Annotated in this window: 17 protein-coding genes; 13 read left to right on the top strand and 4 right to left on the bottom strand. The window is 42.4% G+C overall.

Annotated elements, in window-relative coordinates; all coding sequences use genetic code 11:
- Positions 1-10 precede the first annotated feature (10 nt).
- From ruvX to NYP67_RS04985, 12 genes are all read left to right on the top strand, one after another.
- On the top strand, positions 11-541 hold the full coding sequence (gene ruvX / locus NYP67_RS05040; RefSeq protein ID WP_472781536.1) for a Holliday junction resolvase RuvX: 531 nt from the start codon (positions 11-13) through the stop codon (positions 539-541).
- Entirely contained in the window at positions 534-1,691 is a 1,158-nt protein-coding gene (gene mltG / locus NYP67_RS05035; RefSeq protein ID WP_427897990.1) for an endolytic transglycosylase MltG, read from the top strand. The genes ruvX and mltG overlap by 8 nt, the downstream gene beginning before the upstream one ends.
- A gap of 460 nt (positions 1,692-2,151) precedes the next feature.
- Positions 2,152-2,601 (top strand): A24 family peptidase, encoded by a 450-nt coding sequence (locus tag NYP67_RS05030; protein ID WP_004131957.1) that lies wholly within the window; start codon positions 2,152-2,154, stop codon positions 2,599-2,601.
- A gap of 459 nt (positions 2,602-3,060) precedes the next feature.
- Complete coding sequence (aroC, locus tag NYP67_RS05025) at positions 3,061-4,248, top strand: chorismate synthase (protein WP_004131960.1); 1,188 nt, start codon at positions 3,061-3,063, stop codon at positions 4,246-4,248.
- A complete protein-coding gene (locus tag NYP67_RS05020; RefSeq protein WP_004131962.1) occupies positions 4,245-5,948 on the top strand; it encodes a bifunctional shikimate kinase/3-dehydroquinate synthase in 1,704 nt (567 codons plus the stop codon). The genes aroC and NYP67_RS05020 overlap by 4 nt, the downstream gene beginning before the upstream one ends.
- A 63-nt stretch (positions 5,949-6,011) precedes the next feature.
- Entirely contained in the window at positions 6,012-6,494 is a 483-nt protein-coding gene (aroQ, locus tag NYP67_RS05015; protein ID WP_165845293.1) for a type II 3-dehydroquinate dehydratase, read from the top strand.
- Positions 6,487-8,154: a CTP synthase gene (locus NYP67_RS05010; protein ID WP_018640755.1), complete on the top strand. Its 1,668-nt coding sequence runs from the start codon at positions 6,487-6,489 to the stop codon at positions 8,152-8,154. The genes aroQ and NYP67_RS05010 overlap by 8 nt, the downstream gene beginning before the upstream one ends.
- Positions 8,155-8,693: 539 nt before the next feature.
- Positions 8,694-10,325, top strand: coding sequence for a peptide ABC transporter substrate-binding protein (locus NYP67_RS05005; protein ID WP_473411258.1), 1,632 nt, complete (start codon positions 8,694-8,696; stop codon positions 10,323-10,325).
- Between the two features lie 214 nt (positions 10,326-10,539).
- Positions 10,540-11,466 (top strand): ABC transporter permease, encoded by a 927-nt coding sequence (locus NYP67_RS05000; protein WP_473411257.1) that lies wholly within the window; start codon positions 10,540-10,542, stop codon positions 11,464-11,466.
- Positions 11,467-11,478: 12 nt separating this feature from the next.
- Positions 11,479-12,468, top strand: coding sequence for an ABC transporter permease (locus NYP67_RS04995; RefSeq protein WP_004574651.1), 990 nt, complete (start codon positions 11,479-11,481; stop codon positions 12,466-12,468).
- Positions 12,469-12,491: 23 nt separating this feature from the next.
- Positions 12,492-14,519 (top strand): dipeptide ABC transporter ATP-binding protein, encoded by a 2,028-nt coding sequence (locus NYP67_RS04990; protein ID WP_016834636.1) that lies wholly within the window; start codon positions 12,492-12,494, stop codon positions 14,517-14,519.
- A gap of 159 nt (positions 14,520-14,678) precedes the next feature.
- On the top strand, positions 14,679-16,163 hold the full coding sequence (locus NYP67_RS04985) for a sensor histidine kinase (protein ID WP_004574649.1): 1,485 nt from the start codon (positions 14,679-14,681) through the stop codon (positions 16,161-16,163).
- A gap of 9 nt (positions 16,164-16,172) precedes the next feature.
- On the opposite strand, the gene NYP67_RS04980 is transcribed toward NYP67_RS04985, so the two are convergent.
- The 4 genes from NYP67_RS04980 to NYP67_RS04965 all read right to left on the bottom strand — a co-directional run bounded on the left by NYP67_RS04980 (position 16,173) and on the right by NYP67_RS04965 (position 21,436).
- Positions 16,173-16,445 (bottom strand): WhiB family transcriptional regulator, encoded by a 273-nt coding sequence (locus NYP67_RS04980; protein ID WP_016636286.1) that lies wholly within the window; start codon positions 16,443-16,445, stop codon positions 16,173-16,175.
- A 154-nt stretch (positions 16,446-16,599) separates the two neighbouring features.
- Positions 16,600-18,375, bottom strand: a complete 1,776-nt coding sequence (locus NYP67_RS04975) for an FtsK/SpoIIIE domain-containing protein (protein WP_115756779.1) — start codon at positions 18,373-18,375, stop codon at positions 16,600-16,602.
- A gap of 96 nt (positions 18,376-18,471) precedes the next feature.
- A complete protein-coding gene (locus NYP67_RS04970) occupies positions 18,472-19,821 on the bottom strand; it encodes an LCP family protein (RefSeq protein WP_473411256.1) in 1,350 nt (449 codons plus the stop codon).
- Positions 19,822-19,954: 133 nt separating this feature from the next.
- On the bottom strand, positions 19,955-21,436 hold the full coding sequence (locus NYP67_RS04965; RefSeq protein WP_253254043.1) for an LCP family protein: 1,482 nt from the start codon (positions 21,434-21,436) through the stop codon (positions 19,955-19,957).
- A gap of 100 nt (positions 21,437-21,536) precedes the next feature.
- Between NYP67_RS04965 and NYP67_RS04960 the strand changes: the two genes are divergently transcribed.
- Positions 21,537-24,851, top strand: a complete 3,315-nt coding sequence (locus NYP67_RS04960) for a glycosyltransferase family 2 protein (RefSeq protein WP_115756777.1) — start codon at positions 21,537-21,539, stop codon at positions 24,849-24,851.
- The last annotated feature ends 66 nt before the right edge of the window (positions 24,852-24,917 follow it).

Genomic DNA, 24,917 nt, shown 5'->3' with positions numbered 1-24,917 from the left:
GAGTTTTCGTATGATTTGGCTTGGCGTTGATTTAGGAGATGCCAGGGTTGGACTTTCTAAGTCCGACCCTGAGCTGAGTTTTGCGCACCCAATCGGTAATATTCAAGCTTATGGCGACTCATTTAATGCGATTGAAGACGTTATTAACGTTATAGAAGACAATAGTGTGAGCCGAGTCGTAGTTGGTTTGCCCTTACAGTTAGATGGATCCGAAGGAAAGTCTGCTAAAAAAGCGCGCAGATGGGGTGCTAATTTAGCCAAGCGCATTAAATCGCTTTTTGATTATGGCGATTGGTCGCTTGATTTTATTCCAGAAATCGTTTTTAACGACGAACGACTAACAACAGTTACTGCCCATAGGCAATTGTTAGATGCTGATTTTTCCACTAAAAAGCATCGTCCAATGGTTGATCAGCAATCGGCAGTGTTGATTTTGCAATCTGCGATTGACGATTACAGAAATGCTTGCAAAAATGTAAAAGGCGACTCGCAAAGTGACTCGCAAAGTAACTCCATCAGAAAGGAAGCGTTTAATGAGTGAGAATATAGACGATTTTTTCAATCAAAACGCTAAATGGAGTCACAATTCATCCAATCCTCCTGTTCCGCCAAAATCGCGAAAAGCAAGAACTGCGCGTAAAAATCGCAGAAACAAGCGGAATCGCATAATCGCATTTATTCTTACGCTAGTTTTTGCGTTGCTATTTGTTGTTGGATACGGCTTATATCGCGTTGCGGTTTATGTAAGAAACAATAGTCAGTCGTCAATAATGGAAGACTGGCCAGGTCCTGGAAGTGGATTCGTTGAATTTACGATTGAACCAGGCCAAGGAGCTGTAGAAGTGGGAAATAACCTTGTTAAGGCGCAGGTTGTAAAGTCGCAATCCACTTTTTCTAACATTGTTGCAGCAAATAACAAGATTTTGTACCCAGGAATTTACGCGCTTAAAAAACACATGAATTCAATGGACGTAGTGGAAATTCTTTCCAATCAAAGCAAGGCGGGCGGATTCCTAGACGTTAAAGCAGGGGAGCGCGCAACGGAGGTTATTCGCAAGGCTGCACAAATCTCGGGAATTGACATTGCTCAATTTAACGCTATTCAAAAAGCGGACGGCGAGGGGATTTTGCCGCCAGAAGCTGGCGGAAGCTTTGAAGGATGGTTGGAGCCTGGAGTTTACAACGTAAAAGCCATTAAATCAGCTAGCAAGATACTGGCAAAAATGGTAGATGAGCGCATTAAAAAGCTTGATTCTCTAGGCGTTCCTAGGGGTGATTTGCGTCAAAAAGTTCTTAAAATTGCTTCCATTGCAGAAGCAGAAGTCAATAATCGTGAATACTACGGCAAAGTTTCGCGCGTAATCTTAAATCGTTTAGCTAAAGACATGCCTTTGGGAATGGATACTACGGTTGCGTACGGAATTGGGATTAAGGCGATTAACCTTACGCAATCGCAGCTAGACGATGCAAGCAACCCGTACAACACTAGGATTCACAAGGGGTTGACGCCTACTCCTATAAGCATTCCTGGAGATAACGCGATTTTGGCGGCTCTTAATCCAGCGAATGGTCCATGGATTTATTTTGTTACTACTAACTTAAAGACTGGCGAAACTAAGTTTGCGGATAACTACGACGATTTCTTAAAGATTCGCGACGAGTATAAGCGTTCCAACGAAAACGCCAACTAGCGCTACGACCTGCCTTTTCGCTTAGAGCGTAGCGCGAAAAGGCAATTCGTAGCGCTGAGCTTGCTTAAGGTTGAAAGCACAGTGTGCTTTCAACGCAAGCGAAGATGTTAGCGCGCTTAGACCGCGCTAACGACAGGACCTGCCTTTTCGCTTAAAGCGTAGTGCGCTTTCCTATTTAGCGTTGTGCGAGGTTTGAGTATTTCTCTCCTCGCAAATCCCGTCGCTACGCTCCTCTTTTATTGCTCGTAGAGAAATACATCAAACCTTCTGAATATTTAGGACTTTTGCGTATCTTTCATCACCGAGATTCTCTACTTCACTTTGCGTATTTGCGTAATTACAAAAAGCCTTTAACCACATTGAGCATAATTTGTTGCGTTCGCAGTTTTTGCGCATTTAGCATAATCAAATGAGTCAGTTTATTATCTCGTGTTTATTTACAACGCCAACGCTTATATGCATGATTGCATTGTGCGCAACGGATTTAACAAGCCGCATTGTGCCTAGACTTTGGGTTGTACTAGCTGCTTTTACACAATCTGCAGCAAACCTTATTTTTTCGCTGATTACTTTTCATAATGTTAATTTTCTTTTGCGCGGATGGCTTTGTGCAGTATCAGTTTTTGCAATCTATGTTTTGGTGCAAAAACTTTGCGTGCGCGGAGCACTTGGATTTGGCGATGTTACATGCGCTTCTATGATCGCTCAAGCTTTGGCGCTATTTGGATTTGATTGCATAATCTACTGGTTTGCATCAGTCGGAATATTTGGATTAATTTGGATTTTAGTGTGGAAAATCTGCTCTAGAGTCTGCTGGCGATTTTTCCGCGTTAAGTCTAAAAATGTGCAAAATAAAATCCCGTTCGTGCCTGTTCTAGCTGTATCTGCGCTCATCGCTGTTATGCTTTGAACTTTTGCTGCAATTCTATAGTGATAAGTAAGGTGGAGATTCGAGATTTTTCGCCATGAATGAGATGTTTCGTTCGCGCGGTCTAAGCGCGCTCACGTCTTCGCAGCGCAGAAGCAGTGCTTCTGCCTTGAGCTGCTCAGCGCGCCAAATTGCCTTCGCGCGCTACGCTTTAAGCGCTCCGGCAGGTTGGCGCGCCTGCGAGGAGAGAAATACTCAAACCTCGCGCAATACTAAATAGGAAGTCGCGCAACAGCAAACAAGGAATCACACAATACCAAATAAAGATAGTGGTTTCTAGAAAAGTTTGCCAGATTTTGCGATTGATTACGTGGATTGTTAGCAATACTTAGTGGTTAGTAGAATACAGATTTAGAATCGAGTATTGATTTAAAATAAAGAACAGTATTAAGTGCAAGAAGTATAACAATAAATATAACGCACAACGCGATTGGAGAAGGCATGCTTAGATGGCAAACGGCAGGGGAGTCGCATGGTGAAGCGCTGGTGGCAATGATTGAAGGCATGCCAGCAGGAGTTAAGATTACTAGCGCAGACATTGTTTCTGCTCTTGCGCGTAGACGACTTGGATATGGTCGCGGAGCGCGAATGAAGTTTGAGCAAGACAAAGTGCGTTTGCTTACAGGTGTTCGCCACGGTGTTACTCTTGGGTCTCCAATTGCAATCGAAATCGCAAATAGCGAGTGGCCAAAGTGGGTGGAAGTGATGAGTGCAGATCCGCTAGACCATGATTTGCCAAAAGAAGGCCGTAACGCGCCTCTTTCTAGGCCTCGCCCAGGGCATGCGGATTTAACAGGCATGCGTAAGTACGGTTTTAGTGATTCTCGCGAGGTTTTGGAGCGTTCGAGTGCTAGGGAAACGGCTTCCCGCGTGGCTTTAGGTGCTGTAGCTAATGCGTTTTTGCAACAGGCGCTTGGCGTGCGAACAGTTGCGCACGTTATTGGGATCGGCGGCGAATATGTAAGCAAAAGTTTAGCCCTGCCAACACCAGATGATATTGAGGCGTTGGATGCTTCGCCTGTTCGTACTCTAGATAAAGATGCGCAAGCGCGAATGATGGCTCGCATTGATGAAGCAAAGGCCAATGCAGATACGCTTGGCGGTGTTGTTGAGGTTTTGGCTTACGGCATGCCTGCTGGAGTTGGAACGTATGTTGAGTCGGATCGCCGATTGGATGCGGCATTAGCAAGCGCGCTTATGGGAATTCAGGCCATTAAAGGCGTGGAAATTGGAGATGGTTTTGAAGAAGCAAATCGCCCTGGTTCGGTTGCTCACGACGAAATCGTAACAGGCGAAGATGGCAACATTGCGCGCCTTAGCAATCGCGCAGGAGGCATTGAAGGCGGAATGTCAAATGGAGAGACAATTCGCGTGCGTGCAGCAATGAAGCCTATTCCGTCCATTCCGCGTGCTTTGAGAACGGTAGATGTGCTTACTGGCCAGCCAGCGCAGGCAATTAATCAGCGCTCCGATTTTACAGCAGTTCCAGCAGCTTCCGTAGTTGCAGAGGCAATGGTTCGATTAACGCTTGCAAAGTATGCGTTAGAAAAGTTTGGTGGAGATTCGCTAGAAGAAACTGCTAGGAATGCTAAGAGTTACGTTCAATCTTGGAAAGAGCATATGAGATGAGCGAAGAATCTTTGCAAAGTTTCACTCACGGTGTGCCTAAATACAAAATGCCGTTAGCTGTTATAATCGGCATGCCTGCAGCTGGAAAAACGCGTGTTGGCAAGGAATTAGCGCATATTTTGAATGTTCCTTTTGTAGACACAGACGATTTAATTGAGCAAAAAATCAATATGCCGATTAGCCAATATTTTAAGGATTTTGGCGAAGAGTCTTTTAGAGATATTGAAGCTCAAATTGTTAAAGATGCTATTTTTGCAGATTCTGAGCAATCCGCCCCAATAATCGCCCTCGGCGGCGGCTCCCCAATGCGCCCACAAACGCAAGAAGTCTTAAAAAAATATACAAAACTCGGTGGCCGCGTTGTTTACTTGCAAGTGGATCCAAACGATGCAATTGAGCGCGTAAGCTGGAATTCAAATCGCCCTATGCTAAGCGGCAAAGACGGAGCAAAACGGTGGTTGGATTTGTTTGCTAGAAGAGACCCCGTGTTTTGTAAAGTAGCGAATTTGCACGCTCGTGTTTACGGATTAACGCCAAAACCTGCCGCAAGAAAGCTGAAAGATATGATTATGCAACGAATTGTGCATGTAAGTGGCAAAGATATTGAAGACTATAATGTTCATATTGGCGCTGGTGCTATGAGTCTTTTGCCGCAAATGCTTGGAAAAGAGCCTGTTCGAGTAGCTTTGATTCACACTCAGCCTGTTCAAAGGCATAGCGATAAAGCAAGAACTATTTTGCGCGCTGCTGGCTACGATGTTTTCGACATTCTTATTCCAGACGCAGAGGCTGGCAAAACCGTTAAGGTTGCGGATTTTGTATGGTCGCATCTTGCAAATGCTGGTTTTACGCGTTCAGATGCGATTGTTGGCTTGGGCGGTGGAGCAGCCACAGATTTGGCTGGATTCGTTGCATCTACTTGGATGCGCGGAATCCGCTACGTAAATTGCCCAACTTCTCTTCTTGCTATGGTAGACGCTTCGACTGGCGGAAAAACTGGCGTAAATACTGCATTTGGCAAGAATTTGGTTGGTAGTTTTTACACGCCTGCAGGCGTTTTGGCAGATACTTGCGCGTTTTCTACTCTCAATAACGATATTTTTGTTGAAGGCTTAGGAGAGGTTGCAAAATCAGGGTTTATTGGCGATACGAGCATCCTAAAAATTCTGGAAAATCCGCAAAATGCTAGCAAATTACGCACTCTCGATGGCTCTTCTGTTTTAAGCGATTCACACTTGAACAATATGGTTTGCGATTTAATAGAAAAAAGCGTGCGCGTTAAGGCGTACCACGTTTCTAACGACTTAAAAGAGCAAGGTTTGCGCGAGTTTTTGAACTACGGCCATACTCTTGGGCATGCAATAGAGCAAATAGAGCATTTTTCTTGGCGTCACGGAAACGCAGTTGCTGTTGGAATGGTTTTTGCGGCGGAGCTTGCGAAAATTTTGGGCTATTTAAGTCCAGAAGACGTTGAGTATCATAGTTCACTTTTAAAGTCACTTGGATTGCCAATATCTTGGAATGGCGGCGGCAGTAGTGACGATGCTTTTAATAAGGTTCTTGATTTGATGCATAAAGATAAAAAAGCTAGAGGCAACACCTTGCGATTTGTTGTTTTAGACGGGATTGGAAACCCGATTCACTTAGATAATCCGCCGCTGGAGGCGATTCGCGAAGCGTTTAATAAGATTAGAAGTTAGAAAATGGTAGATGCAGAAATGGTAGATGCAGAAAATCAAGAAAATCAAGAAAATGTGATAAATATGCGCAAGGTTTTTGTAGTAAATGGCCCAAATTTGGGGCGATTAGGCGTTCGCCAGCCAGACGTTTATGGCAATCAAGATTTTGAAGCGCTGTGCTCGCTTTGCAAAAAGTGGGCGCAAGAGCTTAATTTGCAAGTAGAAGTGCGCCAAAGTGACGACGAAGCACAAATGGTTCACTGGATGCATGAAGCAGCTGATACACATACTCCAGTAGTTATGAATCCTGCTGCTTTTACACACTACAGTTATGCGCTCGCGGATGCTGCTCACATGGTTTTGGATGCTGGAGTGCCGCTAGTGGAAGTGCATATTTCTAATCCTTCTGCGCGCGATGCTTTTCGTAAAATTAGCGTTATTAGCGCTGTTGCAACTGGAACTATTACAGGCATGGGGCTATATGGCTACAAACTTGCACTAGAAGCTGTTGCTCATTGTGTAACACCCGAGTCGAGGCTCGAAGATACTATGGAGTTCCATGGTTAGAAGAAAACATGGTAACTCTCAGGAGCATATTACAAAGCATATTTTTGTTACTGGTGGCGTTGTTTCGTCCCTCGGAAAAGGTCTTACTGCATCGTCTTTAGGCCGACTTTTACGCAGTCGCGGATTGCATGTATTACAACAAAAACTTGATCCTTACATCAATGTTGACCCAGGCACAATGAACCCATTCCAACATGGTGAGGTTTACGTTACAGAAGATGGCGCAGAAACAGATCTTGATATTGGTCACTACGAGAGATTCCTCGATGTTTTTCTTAGCCAAAAAGCTAATGTTACAACTGGCCAGATTTATCAATCCGTGCTTAGAAAAGAGCGCGCTGGCGAGTATTTGGGTCAGTGCGTGCAAGTTATTCCACACATTACTGGCGAAATTAAATCGCGTATGCGTGCGCAAGCTAGCGACGATGTAGACGTTATTATTACGGAAATCGGCGGTACTGTTGGAGATATTGAGTCGCAGCCATTCTTGGAGGCTGCTCGCGAAGTTCGCCGCGATTTAGGCCCAGAAAATTGCATGTTTGTGCACGTTTCCTTGGTGCCTTATATTGCTGCAGCTCACGAGTTGAAGACTAAGCCAACTCAACATTCCGTAATGATGCTTCGCTCTCTTGGTATTTCTCCAGACGCGCTTGTTTTGCGTTCAGATCGCCCTCTTAATCAAGGCATTAAAGACAAGATTTCGCTTATGTGCGATGTTGATGCAGAAGGCGTTGTGAATTGCGTGGATGCTCCAAGCATTTACGATGTTCCAAAGATTTTGTTCAACGAGGGCTTGGATGCTTACGTTGTGCGCGAGCTTGAGCTTCCATTCCACGATGTTGATTGGAACGAGTGGGAAGATTTGCTTGAGCGCGTTCATCATCCAAAGCATGAGCTAAACATTGCAATCGTTGGAAAGTACATTGATTTACCAGATGCGTACCTTTCCGTTACGGAGGCAATTAAGGCTGGCGGTTTTGCAAACTGGGCTAAAGTTAACGTGCGCTGGGTTGCTGCGGACAAGTGCGAAACTCAAGAAGGTGCTGCTGCAGCTCTTGACCAAATGGACGGCATGGTTATTCCAGGCGGCTTCGGCATTCGTGGAATTGAAGGTAAGATTGGCGCGCTCCGTTACGCTCGCGAGCATGGCTTGCCAACGCTTGGCCTTTGCCTTGGCTTGCAATCTATGGTTATTGAGTACGCTCGTCACGTGCTTGGGCTTGAGGATGCTAATTCCACTGAGTTCGAGAAGGATTGTGGCGATCCAGTAATTGCGACTATGGAAGAGCAGAAGGATATCGTGGCTGGTAAAGGAGATATGGGTCACACAATGCGACTTGGCTCTTACCCTGCAACGCTTGAGGAAGACTCTATTGTTGCTGAGCTTTACGGCACTACGCATGTTACTGAGCGTCATCGTCACCGTTACGAAGTGAACGTGGCATATAAGAATCGTTTGCGCGAAGCTGGCTTGCGTATTAGCGGCCAAAGCCCAGATGGTAACTTGACTGAGTTTGTGGAGCTTCCAAAGAGTGTTCACCCATTCTATGTTGCAACTCAAGCTCACCCAGAGTTTAAGTCTCGTCCAACTAAGCCTCATCCTTTGTTTGCTGGATTAGTGGCAGCTGCTCTTGAGCATCAAACAAATAACGCTAAGTGATTTAATCAAACTATTTTACTAGATTCGATTAGCTACTTGACTTAAATTATTAAGTGGTGTAGACTCGTATTTTTGGGTGCGATTTTACACCACTTTTTATTTTGATTAATACTTAATCATCTTGTTGCATATTTTGCATCGTTTAACATGATTGTTACATATTCCAGATGTAAATTTACATTTTTGTAATATCACTGCAGATGTAAAAGACTTGGCAAAATATCTCATAAAACACGATTTAATCTAATATTTTTCTATTACAATAGTTGTTTTTACTGTTTATAGACAAAATAACAGTAAATTTTACATTTAGACTTTGAGCTTGCGTTGTTTAATAAAATCCGTATGATTGAATTTTAATCAACGAAGAGGCCTCCTTATTGGCTTTGCAAAGAATCCATCTGGCAATAAATACTAGGTGGATTTTATTTATTAAGCCTATAGAGCCTGTAAAGCGTAAAGGCTTTGCAAAGCTTGTAATGAGACTTTTTCGTGATATTTAATTGAATCCTGCCATACCCGACGTTAGGAGAAAACATATGAAGAATAAGGCATTACTTTTTGCCGCAGCTGCGTGCTCGGTTGCTATGCTGCTCGGTGGATGTGGTTCTTCTGCCTCGAAGACCGCTCAAACAAATGGTGGCAAGGTTGTTATTACTGTAAACAACTCCGAGCCTCAGAATGAGATTGTTCCAGGAAACATTAACGAAAATGCTGGTGGTCGCATTGGTTTGCTGGTCAACTCCACGTTGGTCACTTTTGATGAAAAAGGCAATACGGTAAACGAAGATGCCGAGAGCGTAACTCCAAACGCGGATGCAACCCAATACACTGTTAAGCTTAAGAAAGATAAGAAGTTCAGCGATGGCACTCCAATCACCGCAGAAAGCTTTACTAAGGCTTGGAGCTTTGTAGCAAACGCTAAGAATGCTCAGAAGTGCTCTTCCTTCTTCCAGACCATTAAGGGCTACGAAGACTTGCAGAAGAATGACACTAAGGGCGACGAGCAGCTTTCTGGCTTAAAGGTTGTAGATAAGTACACCTTTACTGTTGATTTGAACCAGCCAGATTCTGTGTTTGCTATTAAGGTTGGTTACCTTGCATTCGCTCCTCTTCCAGAATCCTTCTACAAGAATCCAAAGGCTTATGGCGAAAAGCCAGTTTCTTCTGGTCCATACCTCTTTAAGTCTTGGGATCACAACAAGCAGATCGAAGTTGTAAAGAACCCAGATTACGATGGCCCACGTAAGGCTCAGAATGATGGCGTTACCTTTAAGATTTACACCGACGGCACCGCTGCTTACCGCGATGTTCAGTCTGGCAATCTTGATATGACGGATAACATTCCAGATACCGAAACCAAGACTTTCCAAAAGGACACCACTGTTAAGGCATACAACCGTCCAGGTTCTGTAATCCAGCAGTTTGGTATTCATGCAAAATTGCCACACTTCGATGTAACTACCGAAGAAGGCCGCTTGCGTCGTCAAGCTGTTTCTATGGCAATCGACCGCGAAACCATCATCAAGAAGGTTCTTAACAACACTGCATCTCCTGCAAACGAGTTCACTTCTCCTTTGACTCCAGGCTACAAGGCAGATCTTAAGGGTCACGAAAATCTTAAGTTTAATGCCGCAAAGGCTAAGGAGCTTTGGGCAAAGGCAGATAAGATCTCTAAGTATGATGGTCCTCTTACCTTTACTTACAACGCCGATGGCAACGCTAAGTCTGTGTTCGACGCAGTTGTAAACTCCCTCAAGAATCATCTTGGAATTAATGCTGAAACCACTCCAGTTCCAACATTCCAAGAGTTCCGTAACGCATGCGAACAGCGTCAGGTTAAGGGTGCATGGCGTGCAGGCTGGATGCCAGATTACCCAAGCCCAGAAAACTACTTGACTCAGGAATTTGCTTCTGTTGCTGCAGATGGCAATGGCTCTAACGAAGCTGATTACAAGAATCCTAAGTTTGATGCTTTGCTTAAGAAGGCTGCTTCTTCTAAGCCAGCTGAGGCAACTAAGCTTTATCAGCAAGCTAACGAGATTCTTCTTGAGGATCTTCCATACATCCCACTGTTCTACGCGAACGCTAAGGCTGTTATGGTTCCAAGCTTGAAGGGCTTTGTAATGGATTGGCAGAATATGCCACTTTACTACAAGCTCCACAAGTAAAGATTAAAATCAAGTAGCTATTAAAAATAAATCATAATTAAATAGCATGTAAAAACGTGCTGCTGCCTTCGAATGGCGAATAAAATTACAAAATTCTATCCGCTGTTCGAGGCAGCACTTTGTGTTTTTACTTAGGTTGGGTTAAATCAATATGCAAGCCACAAGTTGGGTGTGTGCTATGCGAATTTTTAAGTAAATATATAAGGAGAAACCAATGGGTAAATACGTTCTGCGTCGTGTTTTGCAGATGATTCCTGTGGTTCTCGGCACAACATTGTTGGTATACGCTTTGGTGTTTGCTTTGCCTGGAGATCCAGTAAAAGCAATGTTTGGCGATAAGCCAATTAATCATGCTGTAGAAGCGCAAATTCGTGCCGAGTATAATTTGGATAAGCCATTTATTATTCAATATTTGTTGTTCTTAAAGAATGCGCTTACTCTTGACTTTGGCCATACTTTTGCTGGTCAGCCAGTAATTGACGAGATTGGCCGCGCATTCCCTGTAACCATTAAGCTTGCGTTGATGGCGTTTGCTTTTGAAGCCTTATTCGGCGTAGCTTTCGGCATAATTTCTGGCTTAAAGAAAGGAAAGTGGTACGACAGTGTAATCCTGGTTGTATCACTTCTTCTTATTTCTGTGCCAACATTTGTTACTGGCTTTATTGGCCAATATTTGTTTGGTGTTAAGTGGCATATTATGCCTGTTACTGCAAGCAATGATCCTGGATTCTACGATCTTCTTCTTCCTGCAATAGTTCTTGGATCCGTTTCAATGGCGTATATTATTCGACTTACAAGGTCGGAAGTTTCGTCAAACATATCGCTTGATTACGTGCGCACGGCTCGCGCAAAGGGCTTAAAAGAAGGCTCCGTTATTGTTCGACACATTTTGCGTAACTCGCTTATTCCTGTTGTTACATTCTTAGGTCAAGATTTGGGCGCTCTTATGAGCGGCGCAATGATTTCGGAAACAATCTTCAACATTCATGGCGTTGGATTCCTTACATATCAGGGAATTCTAAAGGGAGAAGGAAACCTTGTTGTTTCTATAGTTACGCTTCTTATGTTGATATTTGTAGTCAGCAATCTTCTTGTTGACATGTTGTACGCGGCTCTAGATCCGCGCATTCGCTACGCGTAAGGAGAGCACATTATGGAAGATAATTTGATGGAAGATAATTTGATTACAAATAATGCAAATTACAATACATTGCCAGGTCAGGAACGCTATGTTGCTCCTCTTGACGATACGCCTCTTCAAGAAGTTGATTCTGTAGATGAATCCGCTCCAGCTACAAGCATGTGGGCTGATGCTTGGCGATCTTTGCGCAGAAATCCATTGTTTATTGTTTCTGCAATTTTGATTATTGCGATTATTTTTGTTGCGCTCTTCCCAGGCGCTCTCACAAAGCACAATCCTAATTACTGTGTTTTGGAGCACTCGCTTGAGCCAGCTTCTGCTGCGCATCCGTTTGGATTCGACATGCAAGGATGCGATATTTACGCTCGAGTTGTATATGGAACACGTACATCTTTAAGCGTTGGCTTGCTAGCAACGGCTTTAGTGGTGTTAGTTGGTTCGCTAATTGGAGCTTTGGCTGGATTCTTTGGAGGATGGATTGATGCGGTTCTTAGCCGAATCACCGATATTTTCTTGGCTTTGCCAATGCTGCTAGGTGCAATCGTAGTTTTGCAAATGTTCCGCACGTCTAAGTCGATTTGGAAAATCGTGTTTGTTATGGTTCTCTTTGGATGGGTAGGCGTTGCTCGAATCGCAAGAAGTGCTGTTATGGAATCCAAGAATCTTGAATTTAACACAGCATCTACCGCTTTAGGTTCTACTCCAATGCGAAACTTGTTCCAGCACATTATTCCAAACTCGCTGGCTCCAATCATTGTTGTAGGTACAACTTCTCTCGGCTCTTACATTGTTTTGGAAGCAACACTTAGCTTCTTGGGTATTGGTTTGCCAACAACAACAGTTAGCTGGGGTGTAGATATTTCTACCGCTAGAAATGTTCTTACTACAAATCCAGAAGTCTTGTTCTATCCATCCATTGCGCTCGCCATTACTGTGCTCGCCTTTATTATGATGGGCGACGCCGTAAAAGATGCGTTGGATCCAAAGAGCCGTAAGGCGTAAGTTAGCGTGGAGGAATAGTGATTATGAACACAGCAACACGTAAAAATGTAGATACTATTGCAATGCAACGCGAGCAGGGTCCTTTGCTGGAAGTTAAAAATCTTCAAGTTGACTTTACAACGGATTCTAAAAAGGCCGTACACGCTGTTCGCGATGCAAGCTTTAACGTTTACCCAGGTCAGTGGGTTGCAATCGTAGGCGAATCTGGTTCTGGAAAGTCTACTTCTGCAATGGCGGTTCTTGGTTTACTTCCTGGAACAGGTCACGTTACAGGTGGTTCTATTAAGCTTAAAGGTCAAGAAATAAGCAATCTAAAGCCTAAAGATTATGCGGCTTTGCGCGGAACGGCAATGGGATTGGTTCCGCAAGACCCTATGAGTAATTTGAACCCTGTTTGGCGAATTGGAACTCAAGTTAAAGAAGCTCTTCTTGCAAATGGCGTTGACGTTAGCCATGAGAAGCGCTCCGCTTTGGCAGAAGCTTTAGCGGGAGACGCTGTAGAAGTTAAAAGCAACGAAGACGAAATCTTCCTTGGCTCTAAAGAACTGAGCGCATTATTGGACGAAGCAAAGCGAGCTTTGGCACAGGCTGGTCTTAGCGAGCAAACGAATGCCGAAAAGTTTAATGAAGCTATGGAATACTACAAAAAAGAGTGGGTTCCGGGTTCCGAAACTCGTTGGCGCGTTGCAGACGATTTAATCAAGTACGGTGTGAACGACGACAAGGCTTGGGAAATCGCCAAAAAGTATGTTGTTGGTGCAAGCGTTGAAGACCGCATTGCTGGTTTGCTTGATGAAGCTGGTTTGCCAGATGCTGCAACTCGCGCACGTCAGTTCCCGCACGAGTTTTCTGGTGGTATGCGTCAGCGCGCGTTAATCGCGATTGGCTTGGCTTGCCGTCCAGATTTGCTGATTGCAGATGAGCCAACTTCCGCACTAGATGTAACTGTTCAAAAGCGTATTCTTGACCATTTGCATACGCTTACCGATTCTCTCGGCACTTCTGTGCTCTTTATTACTCACGATTTAGGTTTGGCTGCAGCTCGTGCTCAGCACGTTGTTGTTATGTATAAGGGTCGCGTTGTTGAGTCTGGTCCATCTTTGGACGTTTTGCAACATCCACAGCATCCGTACACTAAGCGACTTGTTGCTGCCGCTCCAAGCCTTGCTTCTCAGCGAATCATCTCCGTTAAGGAGCATGGCGGCAACGCGGATAATTTGCTTGAGCATCACGTAGTAGGTGAGCAAACTCTTGAAAAGAGCGAGCATATTATTACAGTCGACCACTTAACTCGCGAGTTTAAGCTTCCGCGCAAGAAGGAACTTTTCAAAGCTGTTGACGATGTTTCGTTCTCTATTAAGCGCGGAACAACGTTGGCAATTGTGGGTGAATCTGGTTCTGGTAAGTCTACTGTTGCAAACATGGTTTTGAGATTACTAAAGCCAACAAGTGGAACTGTTACCTACGAGGGCAAGAATATTGCTGACTTAAAGGGCGCAGATTTGCTTGATTTCCGTCGTCATGTTCAGCCAGTATTCCAAAATCCTTACGGCTCGCTAGACCCAATGTATTCGATTTATCGTTCTATTGAAGAGCCTTTGCGAATCCATAAGATTGGCGATAAAAAGAGCCGCCAGAATCGTGTGCGTGAACTCTTGGATATGGTTCGCATGCCTGCTTCTGTTATGACTCGATTCCCGAACGAGCTTTCTGGCGGTCAGCGTCAGCGCATTGCGATTGCGCGTGCAATGGCGTTGGATCCAGACGTAATCGTTTGCGATGAAGCTGTTTCTGCATTAGACGTGCTTGTACAAGATCAGGTTTTGCACTTGCTTAACGATTTGCAAGCAGAGCGCGGATTAAGCTACTTGTTCATCACTCACGATTTGGCAGTGGTTCGTCAGATTGCGGACGAGGTTGTTGTTATGCAGCACGGAAAGCTTGTTGAGCATGCTACAACCGACGAAGTGTTTGATCATCCTCAAAAGGAATATACTCGCGATCTTCTCGACGCAATTCCTGGTGGAAACTTGGAGCTTGGATTGGATTAGTCGTAAGACTCGTATTAGTGCAAGCTATTAGATGTAGATAAAAGTGCAGGAGATAAAACTTCTGCACTTTTGTTTTATATGTACTTGTTTGTTTTATATGTACTTGCGAAACTTTGGAATATTCGCGTGTTTATATTCGCGTGTTTATATTATTAAATCATGGCTGATTTTTCTCATATTCTTGCAACACGTCCAGATTTTGACGAGTCGGATCGCGAATGGTTGCATCACCTTGTAGCAGATTGGCAAGTAATAGCAGATTTAAGTTTTGCAGACTTGCTTTTAGTTATTCAAAATGGCAATGGAGATTACGTTGTAGCAGAACAATGCCGTCCGTCTACAGCAATCACGCTTAGAACCGAAGATTTACTCGGCGTAAAGCTAGATGAATCAATGCATAATGAGCTAGAAGCAGCAATGAGTAAAGAAACAAGTTTCCACTCTTCGGTTTTAAGAACTGTTGGAAGAGCTACTGTTTGCAATGTTTACGCTCCAGTTCGTCACAATGGCAAAACGCTTGGTCTTGTTCTTAGAGAAACAAATCTTGCAACAAGAGAATCAAATGGTAGATACGAGACGGAAAGCATTAATGCTGGCAAAACGTTGTTCGACATGATTGCGCGCGAGCAGTTTCCGTACCACGATTCAATGCTAAATCAGCGCCACAATGCTCGAGTTGCAGATGGTTTTATTATTTTAGAAGAAAGCGGTGTTGTTCGCTATGCTTCTCCAAACGCAATCAGCTGCTTCCGCAGACTTGGCGGATTAAACACTATGCAAGGCGAGTTCTTGTGCGAGTTTGGAGCGCGTCTTCTTCACACAAACGATGTTGTTCCCGAAAGCTTGCCTTTGGTATTAAGCGGTAAAGCAGATGTTGATTGCGAGTTAGAAGTAAATAATTCCGTTGTTTCTATGCGCTCGCTGCCGCTTTATGGTCCTAACGATAGAACTGGTGCAGTTGTTCTTTGCCGAGATGTTACGGAGGTTCTTAGAAGAGAAAAGGAGCTTCAGACTAAGAACGCTACTATTTCCGAGATTCATCATCGCGTTAAGAATAATCTTCAAGCTGTTTCTGCTTTGCTTCGTCTTCAAGCTAGAAAAACTAAGTCGTACGAAGTTAGAAAAGAGCTAGAAGAAGCTCAAAGGCGAGTTCAAACTATTGCTCTTGTTCACGAAGGTTTAAGCCAGACAGCCGATGAGGTTGTTGACTTCGACAAAGTGATTTCTAGCTTGCTTAAAATGACGATTGAACTTGCTTCGCAAAATCAAAATATTACAGTTGATTTTTGTGGTAAATTCGGCAAGCTTGCAGCTCAAGACGCAACGCCTCTTTCTCTTGTTTTAACCGAGCTTGTTACAAATGCTGTTGAGCACGGTTTTGAAGGCATGAGTGAAGGTCATATTAAGATTTCTGTTGGTCGTGGAGGAGACAATCTTAGTATTGTTGTAGAAGACAATGGCGGCGGAATCGAAAGCGAATCCTTGCATGGAATGGCAAAGTCTTCTGGATCTGGATTAGGCACTCAGCTAATCAACACTTTTGTTACTAACGATTTTGGTGGCACTGTTAAGTGGGAATCGCGAAGAGAAGGCGGAACTCGCGTTTTGCTGGATATTAAGCTGCGCGTTCCTGGAGTAGAGTAGTCTATTTAACTAAAATTCAGCGTTTTGATTTCTGCGCGCTCGCATTGCTCTACGCTTTAGCGAGCGCCTTTCATCTTCGCTAAGACCGCCCCAAACGCCGTAATCTTGGCTTGTTTCTAGAGCGCATCTTAAGCAATTGTCGGCAACATTACAAGTTCTGCACACTGCTTTGGCTTCTTCAACTTGCTGATTGGATGAGCTGTTATTTCCTACTGGGAAGAAAAGTTCAGGATCCTTATCTCGGCAAGCTGCTTTTGCACGCCAGTCGAATGCGCTACTCATAAGTAAATAACCTCTTTTTAATACGCGTATATTTTTACTAAATTTGCTAGACTTTGTATAAAACTATCCGCACTCCAGGAAAGCATGAATATAACTTTTTTTCAAGACTTTTACAAAAATTTTTTTAATCTTTTGAGTGATTTAAGTCATATTTTTATGTAAAACTCAATATTTGCAGCAAATTAGCTTTTCCAGGAATCACCATTATGCATCTTCCTGGTGTTTGGTAATCTTCCACGCTTAGTGTTTTTAGTAAGTCGTTAGGTATTCCAAGCATTGAGTCTGTTGCAGCATCGCCTGTTGGGAAGATTATTCTTACTGGCGCTTGCTCTGGTATGCGTATGTGTCTTGCGTTTTGAGCGCAAAATATTACTGTTGTTTTAGTGTCTTTTAGTTTGCATTGCAATTCTTTAGACTTTTCGTCGCTGTTAAAAGGCTCCAAAAGTGAGTCTGCGTTGTCTTGAATGTGAATGTTTTTTGAATCAAGATTTTGCACACTAATAGCATTTTTAATCACATTTATAAGATTAGACTTTCCTCGTTTGCTTCCACCAATAATTGCTATGTTTCCAAGATTTGTTGGCAAAATTGCTTCGCTTAGGTTAATTCCGTCGTCTTTTAAGCCGATTAAAAGTCCAAATTCGCTATCTTTTGTGTTTTTGCAGTATTTATTAAGTGTTGAATTATTTAAGTATCTTGGTAGGGGAGCGCTAAACAATTGCTTAGGAGTTTTGTAGCAATAGAATTTTCCAGCCAATTCGATTGCTTTTATAAGCGAATTTTTGTTTTGATTTTGTGAGCATTGTAACGCTACTATTCCGTCTCCTGTATTGCAATATGCTGCTCCAGGATTATTCGGGTTTATGCTTGCAGCGGCAGGAGACCCAAGTAGTTCGTGCGATTGCATTGCGTCTCTAACTCTTAAACAAATGTTTATAGACATATTCGCCTTCATATCTGCATTTACTTGTCCCATTGGATTTTGTGTGCACGCTATAAGATGCATTCCTAGGGATCTTCCAACAGAAGCTATGCGTATTAGGCGATTCATGTAATCGGGTAGTTGATTTTTAAGAGCATGGAATTCGTCTATAACAATCACCATTGAAGGCTCGCTTGGTTTTACTTGACTAATATCGTGGCAGCCTTGATTTGCCACCAATCTTTCTCGCCTATCTAATTCCATTTCTAATCCGCGCAATGCTCTTGCAGCATGCTTAAGATTTAAGTCTCCAACGTTTCCAACACTGTGTGGAAGTGTGGAAAGAGAATCGAATGTAGCTCCTCCCTTAAAATCCATAAACACAAATTGCAATAATTTAGGTGAATATCTAAAAGCTAGAGCCAAACACAAAGATGTTAGTAAAACGGATTTCCCAGACCCAGTTGTTCCTGCTACAAGCGCGTGCGGACCATTTTTAACAAGATCTATACAAAAATAACCGCTGCTGTTTATTCCGATTGGAGCTTCTAAAGAGTTTTTAGAAGACACTAGCCAAGCGTATACAACATTTTTCCATGGAGGAACACGATTTTGCATGTTTTTGGAGTAATTTGTAGAAACGATTTGATTTGCGTTATTAATCAGCATTGCTTCCAGGTTGATTGGAACAAGAGTTTCTGGAACACCTTTAATATGAGAGTCGACTGTTGTTTTGCTAAAGTGAACGCTTTGATTCGTATTATTCTTTACTAAACTTTTGTTGTTTTTGTTTGAATTGTATTGAACAATTTGCGGTATTAAGCAAGCAATATACATCATTATGCTAGGAACAATCATTGCAAGCATCATCCAACTTTTTTGCAAAAACGCCATTATAGCAAGAGCAATATTGGCTAAAATAGGCACAATATTTGCCATTATTTGCATCCAAAACATTGGTTTTGAAGCTATGCTTTTAGTATTATTTGCATTGTTTTCGTATTCCATAACGCAATAGTGTATTGCGATTAAGAAATATGCAAGTAAAAACTATAAATGTGGTTAAAGGCTAAATTGGCTAAATATGATTAGCTAAAATTATGTTTATTGCTCTGCAAGCGTTCCAACGTTTCCAGGCGCATGCGTTCCAGCAGATAATTGATCGAATAATTCAATGTTTTTAGCATCGTCTAACAAAACGGCTGATCCAACTGAATACACCCAATAATCTGGATTAGTCCAATAGACTGTTCCTGTTACGCCGTCTTTTCCTGTTGCTTCCTTAAAAGCAAGACCCATGTTCAGCAGTGTTCCAGGATTTGAGTTTTCGTCTAATATTGCAGAATCAAGCGATGCTTTTGCAAAGCCTTTTACTGTTGAAAAGTTTGTAAGCGTGCTGCTAGATAAAGCTTTTTTCATTATTGCGCTAATTACCATTCGCTGTCTTGCAGCTCTTCCAAAATCAGATTGAGGATCCGCATATCTCATTCTAGAAAATGCTAATGCAACGTTTCCGTCTACGCTGTGGCATCCTGCAGTCCAATTAAGCCCACTGTAGACATCGCTAACTGTGCGATCGTAGCATAAGTCTATTGTTCCAAGCGAGTTTACAACGTTTGTAAGTCCTGCGAATTTTATTTCTGCAACGTGGTCTATTTTGTGACCCGTAATTTTTTCAACGGTTTTTGTTAATGCTCTATTTCCAAGATCTTGTGCAACTGTGTTAATCTTCATTTGCTGGCCGTTTACAGAAACTAGCGAGTCTCTTGGAATGGATATTAAGGAGCTGTGCCCACTTACTGGTTTTGTTAAAACAAGAATCGTATCTGTTCTAAATCCAGTTATTTCTTTTGCTTCTTCGCCTTCTCGCTGATCCGATCCCAGGATTAGCCAAGTTGTTTCTTGAGTATCTGGAGTATCCGTTAGCCAATTATCTCGCTTAATTTGAGAGTCAACCCAGTTCCAAGATAAAACGCCTAGTGCTCCTACAAGAATCAATATTGTTACTAAAAGCAGGGATAAGTACTTTAGTAAGCGATGTTTTTTTCTAAAAGCAAGAGTTCCAGCAGAAGAATTACTTGCTATTGGTCTAACTTCGTTTTGACTAAAGTTTTGGATTCTTTTTGAAGTAAAACTAGATGCACTTGCATTGTTTTGGCTTAAACGCTGACTTTGTTCGGGGTAGTATTGCTCGCTATATGCTTGTGTGCCAGTGTTTTGCGTGCGATAATTTTGCGAGTTTTGGCTTACTTTTCTAGGCTTTGGCTCAAACGACGGTGCACGCTGAACAGTCTCTTGCTTGTTTAATTCGCTGTTTTTATGCGCGTTATTGTGTGCGTTTTTAGGCGGAAAGCTCGGTATTGAATTCGCGTTTTTATTGTGTTTATTCGATGGAGTAAAGCTAGGTGGATTATTTTGATTCCCCAAAGCGTCTTCTGGACGTTGCTGGCTCATTTATCCTCCCTAAGCCATACATTTGCAATATTGATGGCGTCTATATGTATGCATAATTATTAGTGAAAACTACCAATGGCATTATAAAACAACGTAGTTATAAACGATTTAACAACGTGCTTTTTCTAGTGTATTATCTTCCTTTTGGAACAGCGCATATTGTATTATTTAGGTATTTATCTGCAATTCCCATGTAGTGACCAGTTTGCGGGTTTCTTATTGTTCCGTCTTCTGGGTTAACAATTCCGCCGCTATTTGGATCAATAAGTCTACCTAAGCTGTCTTTTGCTAATCCAGTTTTTGGATCCACGCGCCCAATTTTAACTGCATTTGAATCTGCATAGGAATTAGAGGAATTAAGGCTATTCTCGCCAGAATTTGTAGACTCCGCAGAGTTGTTAGAATCTGCACTAGAAGAATCGGAGTTTTCTTTAGAGGCAGACTTTTTGCCATTTTTTGCGTTCTTTTTTGAAGACTTTTCACTTTTACTTGATTTTTCGCCTAAATCTTTAGTTAACGGCTTATCTTCTTGCATTAAATCCCAAACGTCTTGAGCACTTTCGTCTAAAATAACACGATTTGCATCGTATGGGTCGGTTGTAATCGGTATTGTTTGCGCGTAAATGTGCGAAGGTTTTAGATTACGAAGACTTGCAGCTAAACCAACCAGTGTTGTAGGGTTTGCAAGACCCTGGCTCATATTAAGTGACTTTAGAGCTGATTTTGCAAGTTGATAAAGCTGACTCGACTGTGTTAGAAGATTCTTTGATAGAGCTTGATGAATAAGTTGCTTAAGAAGATATTGCTGGCGCGTTGTTCGCATAATATCGCTTCCGTCGCTTGCGCTGTCGTGCCTCATTCTTGCATATTGTGTTGCTTGCACGCCATCAAGGTGTTGAAGTCCGCGCTTTAGATTAACGCCCGTGTAATAATCCCTAGTGTTTACAGGAATGCACAAGGTTACTCCGCCAATCGCGTTAATCATATCGCTTAAACCGCTAAAGTCTGCAACAATAAAATCTGTTATGTTTAAGCCAGTAATTTCGTTTACTGTTGCAAGCGTACATGATGCTGCGCTTGCTAAGTCGCCTCCCTTAGCGTAGCCAAGTGCGAAAATCGAGTTAAACATAACTTTACGTCTAGCTGGAATTCTGCCTTTAGACGTATTGCACGATGCGGCTTTAACCATTGAATCTCTTGGAATTGAAACAATGTTTATATAAGACCTGTCTGCGCTGATTTGAACAATCATTGCTGTGTCTGATTGATGATTTTCGTCTTCTCCGCCGCCCTGAAAAGCGCGATTCTTACCTTCTCGAGTATCTTGACCAAGAACAAGAATATTAATAGTTTTACCAGCATTAGGGTCTATTGACTGAATCTGTTTGGTGCTTGTTGAGATGGTTTTTATAACGCGCGAACTAATAGTAGAAGAAAAGTCAAGCCATACGGATGCGATTATTGTAGTTAAAAAGACTAGAACGGCAATAATCGCCATGCAAATGATTTTACGAGTATTATTAAGCATTTGACTATTGAGAGTATGGTGTGGTGCAGATGAGTCCCAATAGTTAGTTTGGTACCGACGGTCTTGATTATACCGAGAGGCTGCCATGCTTCCTTCTTTCGTAAATGCACATATAAATCACCATTATAGTGTATTCTATTGAGATTTTAACATGCATAATACATACCCCTTGCGTAAACTGTTATGTATGGATTCAATAACCGCTGAAACTTGCACTTTTGAAAACGATGTTTTACAAGTCTTTTCTGCTATGAATAGAATAAAGCCTCGCGAGGTTGATTCTTCTATTGTTTCAATAATGAGCGTTGAGCAAGATACGCGGTTTTACGAAGAAACTTTGCAAGCGGTTATAAATCAAAGTGTTCTTCCTGGAACTATTGTTGTAGCTGATTGTGCTAGTAGAACACAAAAAGAGTTAGTAAAGTCTTTTAACGTTCAAATAGAGCCAACTCAATTATCGGGATTAATTTCTAGTGCAGATTTTTCCAACAGTAATCAGTTGTACAGTAACGAGTATGCCAATGGGTACGCTAATGGATATAACACTGATTCCTACAAACAATATAAGCAAGTAAAAGTTGTTATTCTTCCAATTAAGTCTGCAAAATCATTTGGAGATGCTGTAGAAAAGTCTTTAAGAAAACTTTTGCCATTGCAAGGCGTTAAGTCGTTATGGCTTTTGCACGACGATTCAAAACCTTGCGATTCAAAATGCTTGGAAGCTTTAAGAGAGACTTGGCGAAACACTCCAACAGCTTGCGTTCTTGGTGCAAAACAAGTTGATTGGCAAGGAAAAATTCTTCATAACGTTGGCATGTATGCGTGGAAGCATAAAGTGCATTCACTTAGCGTAGAAGGCGAGCCAGATCAAGAGCAATACGATTTTAGGGGAGACGTCTATTCTGTTTCTCTTGCAGGCGCTTTAGTTTCGCTTAGCACTTGGCAAACAATGCGAGGAACTCAGCCTTGGCTTACCACTTTTGAAGAGCCTAACGATTTTTGTAGGCGAGTCGTTTTAAGCGGTGGGCGAGTTGTTGTTGTACCACAAGCCAGAATCGCGCATAGAAGAGCACGTTTTGACGGTCTTCGCACTAGGAGTGGCGAAGAGCGCGATGCAGAAAAAACCAATGTTTGCTACGGCTTAGCTTATTCGATTATGGCAAAGCAAAGATACATGTATACAGATGTTAGCGTTATTATGTGGCCTCTTATTTGGCTTTGCTCTGTTCCAATGTCAATAATCCGAGCACTGCAATCTTTGTTTGCTAAGCAGCCGTATGTTGCGTTTATGCGTCTTATGCTTCCTTGGATTGCGTTAGCACAATTACCTCGCGCTATTTTTGCAAGAAGACGAGTGTCTAGAGTTTCAAAAGTTTCCTTAAAACGACTCACTTCTCTTATAGCAAGTCGTAGTCAAATTACGCGTTGGAAAGACAAAACTATTGCTTTTAAGACTCAAAAAAAGGGTGTTATTTTAAGTCCGCTTGCAAGAAAACACTTGCATAGAAGAGTTTTGTTTAGGTGGAGCGCCGCAATTTGTGCATCTCTACTTGTTTTTGCAACCGTAATACTTCTTTACGGAGCGCCAATTAATAAGATTCTTTCTGGATCTTCGCTTTATTCAAGCCAGCTTCTTTCTACTGGAACAAGTTTTAGTGATTTGTTTAAGTCTGCGATTGGAGCATATATTCCAGACGACGGTTTTGCGTCTCCTCTTCCTCCATCTCCGCTTCTTATGATTTGGATGCTAGCTTCCATTGTGTTTGGTGGTAACACGTTAGCTGCAATAAACGCTATATTTTTCCTTGCAGCTCCTGCTATGCTACTAAGTTTTTGGGCGCTCGCAGGCGTGTTTACTAGATCAGACATTGTGCGAGTGTGCTCTGGTCTTTGTTGGACAATGATTGCGATGGCTTTTGGCGTTTTTGCTAGAGGCGATTTGCCAATGATTCTAACAATGGTATTTTTGCCAGCTGCATTTGCGTTCGCTTTCCATGCTGTAGGAATGTACGTTACAGAAGACCCTGTTGTTCCAGTTGCGTCAATCCAAAGCGCAGCTTGCGCATCTTTGTGCTTTATGGTTCCCCTTGCTGCAAGTCCTCAGCTTTTGCTGCCAATGTTTGTTATTTTTGTTGCATCAATAATTATGGTGCGCTCGCATCGTTTTATGCTTGCGCTAATGCCTGTTCCATCTGTTTTGGTTCTTTTGCCAACGCTTGGTAGCGTTGTGCGCTATTTTGGAACTGGAATGTGGCGTCAAATTTTTGCTAGTATGGCTTTGCCTTCTCAAAAAATAAATGGTGCTCCTAGGGCTAGTAATTATATAGATGTTTTGCTTCGAGCGTTTAACATTGATTTGAATCATTTTTCTTCGGGTTCAATGTTAATTTTGCAACTTCGCGGAATAATCATGATTGTGTTTGCAGCCTTAGCTGTATTAATGGCTTTATGCGCGCTTGCTCTTCCTTTTGCTTTAAGAGCTTCAAGAATGATGTGGGTTGTAATAGTTAGCGGAATGGCGCTTTCTTTAGTCGCTTGCCGCGTTGTTGTTGCTTCAGATTTTGACGGTCCTATTAGCGCAAGTGTTCTTCCAGGCGTAAGCTTAAGCGCACTTGGTGTTCTTGCATGCATGTGCATGGTTGCAGGAAAAGCTGTTCGTAGGTTTGAGCCTTTGCGAAAATCTAATTCTGCTAATCAAGACAATAATCCAGACGATTATACTACGCGCGTTTCTAAGCGTGCAGCTATGAATCGTTCTGCTAAGGCAATGATGAAAAAGATTATTCATCTTGCAAGAGGAATTTTAGCTTTTGGAATTTTTGCTGTTGCTGTTTTGCTTGGATTATTTGCGATTATTAGCGGACCTGTAACATCCGTTTACGCAAGCGATAGTGGCCTGCCGATGGTTGTTTCGGACTACTTGAATAAGAATAGTGCAAATCGCGTTCTTGCGATTAAAGCTGTGAATAGTCGTGAGTTGAATATTTCGCTTATGCGTACCACTCGTGGCGATTTAGTTGACTTATCTCCATCTTTGCAAGTTAGAGATGTTTTATACGGGCATTCTCCTAGCACAAATACGCTTTATTACGCGGCTTCTAAGCTTCTTTCTCACGCAAGCGATGAGTCGATTGTAACCTTAAAGCAGCTTGGTATTGGCGGAATTTACATTGTTAATGATTCTAAAGCCAAAAATAATTTAGCGGCTAATAATTCAATTATTGGATTAGAAGGAGACGCAAATAAAGACGCAACAGAAAAGTTGATTGCAAACGTAAACGCTTCGGAAGGAACTCAGCTTGTTGTTTCATCTAGTCATGGAACGTATTGCAGATTCGACGATGTAGCAGACATGTCTTCTTCTAAAACTTCGATTTATAGCCATTCGCGCCCACTTTCTTGGAGAATTCCATGGATTGTTGTTTTTGCTTTAGTGCTGCTATTGTATTGCCTGGTTGCTTTGCCTCGTTTTAACAGCAATAACGTAATAGAGCGTGAATAATTAGAGCGTGAATAATTAGGATGATTAGTTAGAAGCTATGATTGATTAGACGGATAAATGGCAGGT

The organism is Gardnerella sp. c23Ub_4, from assembly GCF_055804115.1.
The sequence above is the reverse complement of the archived record's forward strand: the minus strand, read 5'-3'. Positions and strand labels throughout refer to the sequence as shown.

What these genes read in the sequence shown, in the direction of transcription:
- ruvX (WP_472781536.1), top strand. Translation starts at nt 11, where the DNA reads ATGATTTGGCTTGGCGTTGATTTAGGAGATGCCAGGGTTGGACTTTCT.
- mltG (WP_427897990.1), top strand. Translation starts at nt 534, where the DNA reads ATGAGTGAGAATATAGACGATTTTTTCAATCAAAACGCTAAATGGAGT.
- NYP67_RS05030 (WP_004131957.1), top strand. Translation starts at nt 2,152, where the DNA reads ATGATTGCATTGTGCGCAACGGATTTAACAAGCCGCATTGTGCCTAGA.
- aroC (WP_004131960.1), top strand. Translation starts at nt 3,061, where the DNA reads ATGCTTAGATGGCAAACGGCAGGGGAGTCGCATGGTGAAGCGCTGGTG.
- NYP67_RS05020 (WP_004131962.1), top strand. Translation starts at nt 4,245, where the DNA reads ATGAGCGAAGAATCTTTGCAAAGTTTCACTCACGGTGTGCCTAAATAC.
- aroQ (WP_165845293.1), top strand. Translation starts at nt 6,012, where the DNA reads ATGCGCAAGGTTTTTGTAGTAAATGGCCCAAATTTGGGGCGATTAGGC.
- NYP67_RS05010 (WP_018640755.1), top strand. Translation starts at nt 6,487, where the DNA reads ATGGTTAGAAGAAAACATGGTAACTCTCAGGAGCATATTACAAAGCAT.
- NYP67_RS05005 (WP_473411258.1), top strand. Translation starts at nt 8,694, where the DNA reads ATGAAGAATAAGGCATTACTTTTTGCCGCAGCTGCGTGCTCGGTTGCT.
- NYP67_RS05000 (WP_473411257.1), top strand. Translation starts at nt 10,540, where the DNA reads ATGGGTAAATACGTTCTGCGTCGTGTTTTGCAGATGATTCCTGTGGTT.
- NYP67_RS04995 (WP_004574651.1), top strand. Translation starts at nt 11,479, where the DNA reads ATGGAAGATAATTTGATGGAAGATAATTTGATTACAAATAATGCAAAT.
- NYP67_RS04990 (WP_016834636.1), top strand. Translation starts at nt 12,492, where the DNA reads ATGAACACAGCAACACGTAAAAATGTAGATACTATTGCAATGCAACGC.
- NYP67_RS04985 (WP_004574649.1), top strand. Translation starts at nt 14,679, where the DNA reads ATGGCTGATTTTTCTCATATTCTTGCAACACGTCCAGATTTTGACGAG.
- NYP67_RS04980 (WP_016636286.1), bottom strand. Translation starts at nt 16,445, where the DNA reads ATGAGTAGCGCATTCGACTGGCGTGCAAAAGCAGCTTGCCGAGATAAG.
- NYP67_RS04975 (WP_115756779.1), bottom strand. Translation starts at nt 18,375, where the DNA reads ATGGAATACGAAAACAATGCAAATAATACTAAAAGCATAGCTTCAAAA.
- NYP67_RS04970 (WP_473411256.1), bottom strand. Translation starts at nt 19,821, where the DNA reads ATGAGCCAGCAACGTCCAGAAGACGCTTTGGGGAATCAAAATAATCCA.
- NYP67_RS04965 (WP_253254043.1), bottom strand. Translation starts at nt 21,436, where the DNA reads ATGGCAGCCTCTCGGTATAATCAAGACCGTCGGTACCAAACTAACTAT.
- NYP67_RS04960 (WP_115756777.1), top strand. Translation starts at nt 21,537, where the DNA reads ATGGATTCAATAACCGCTGAAACTTGCACTTTTGAAAACGATGTTTTA.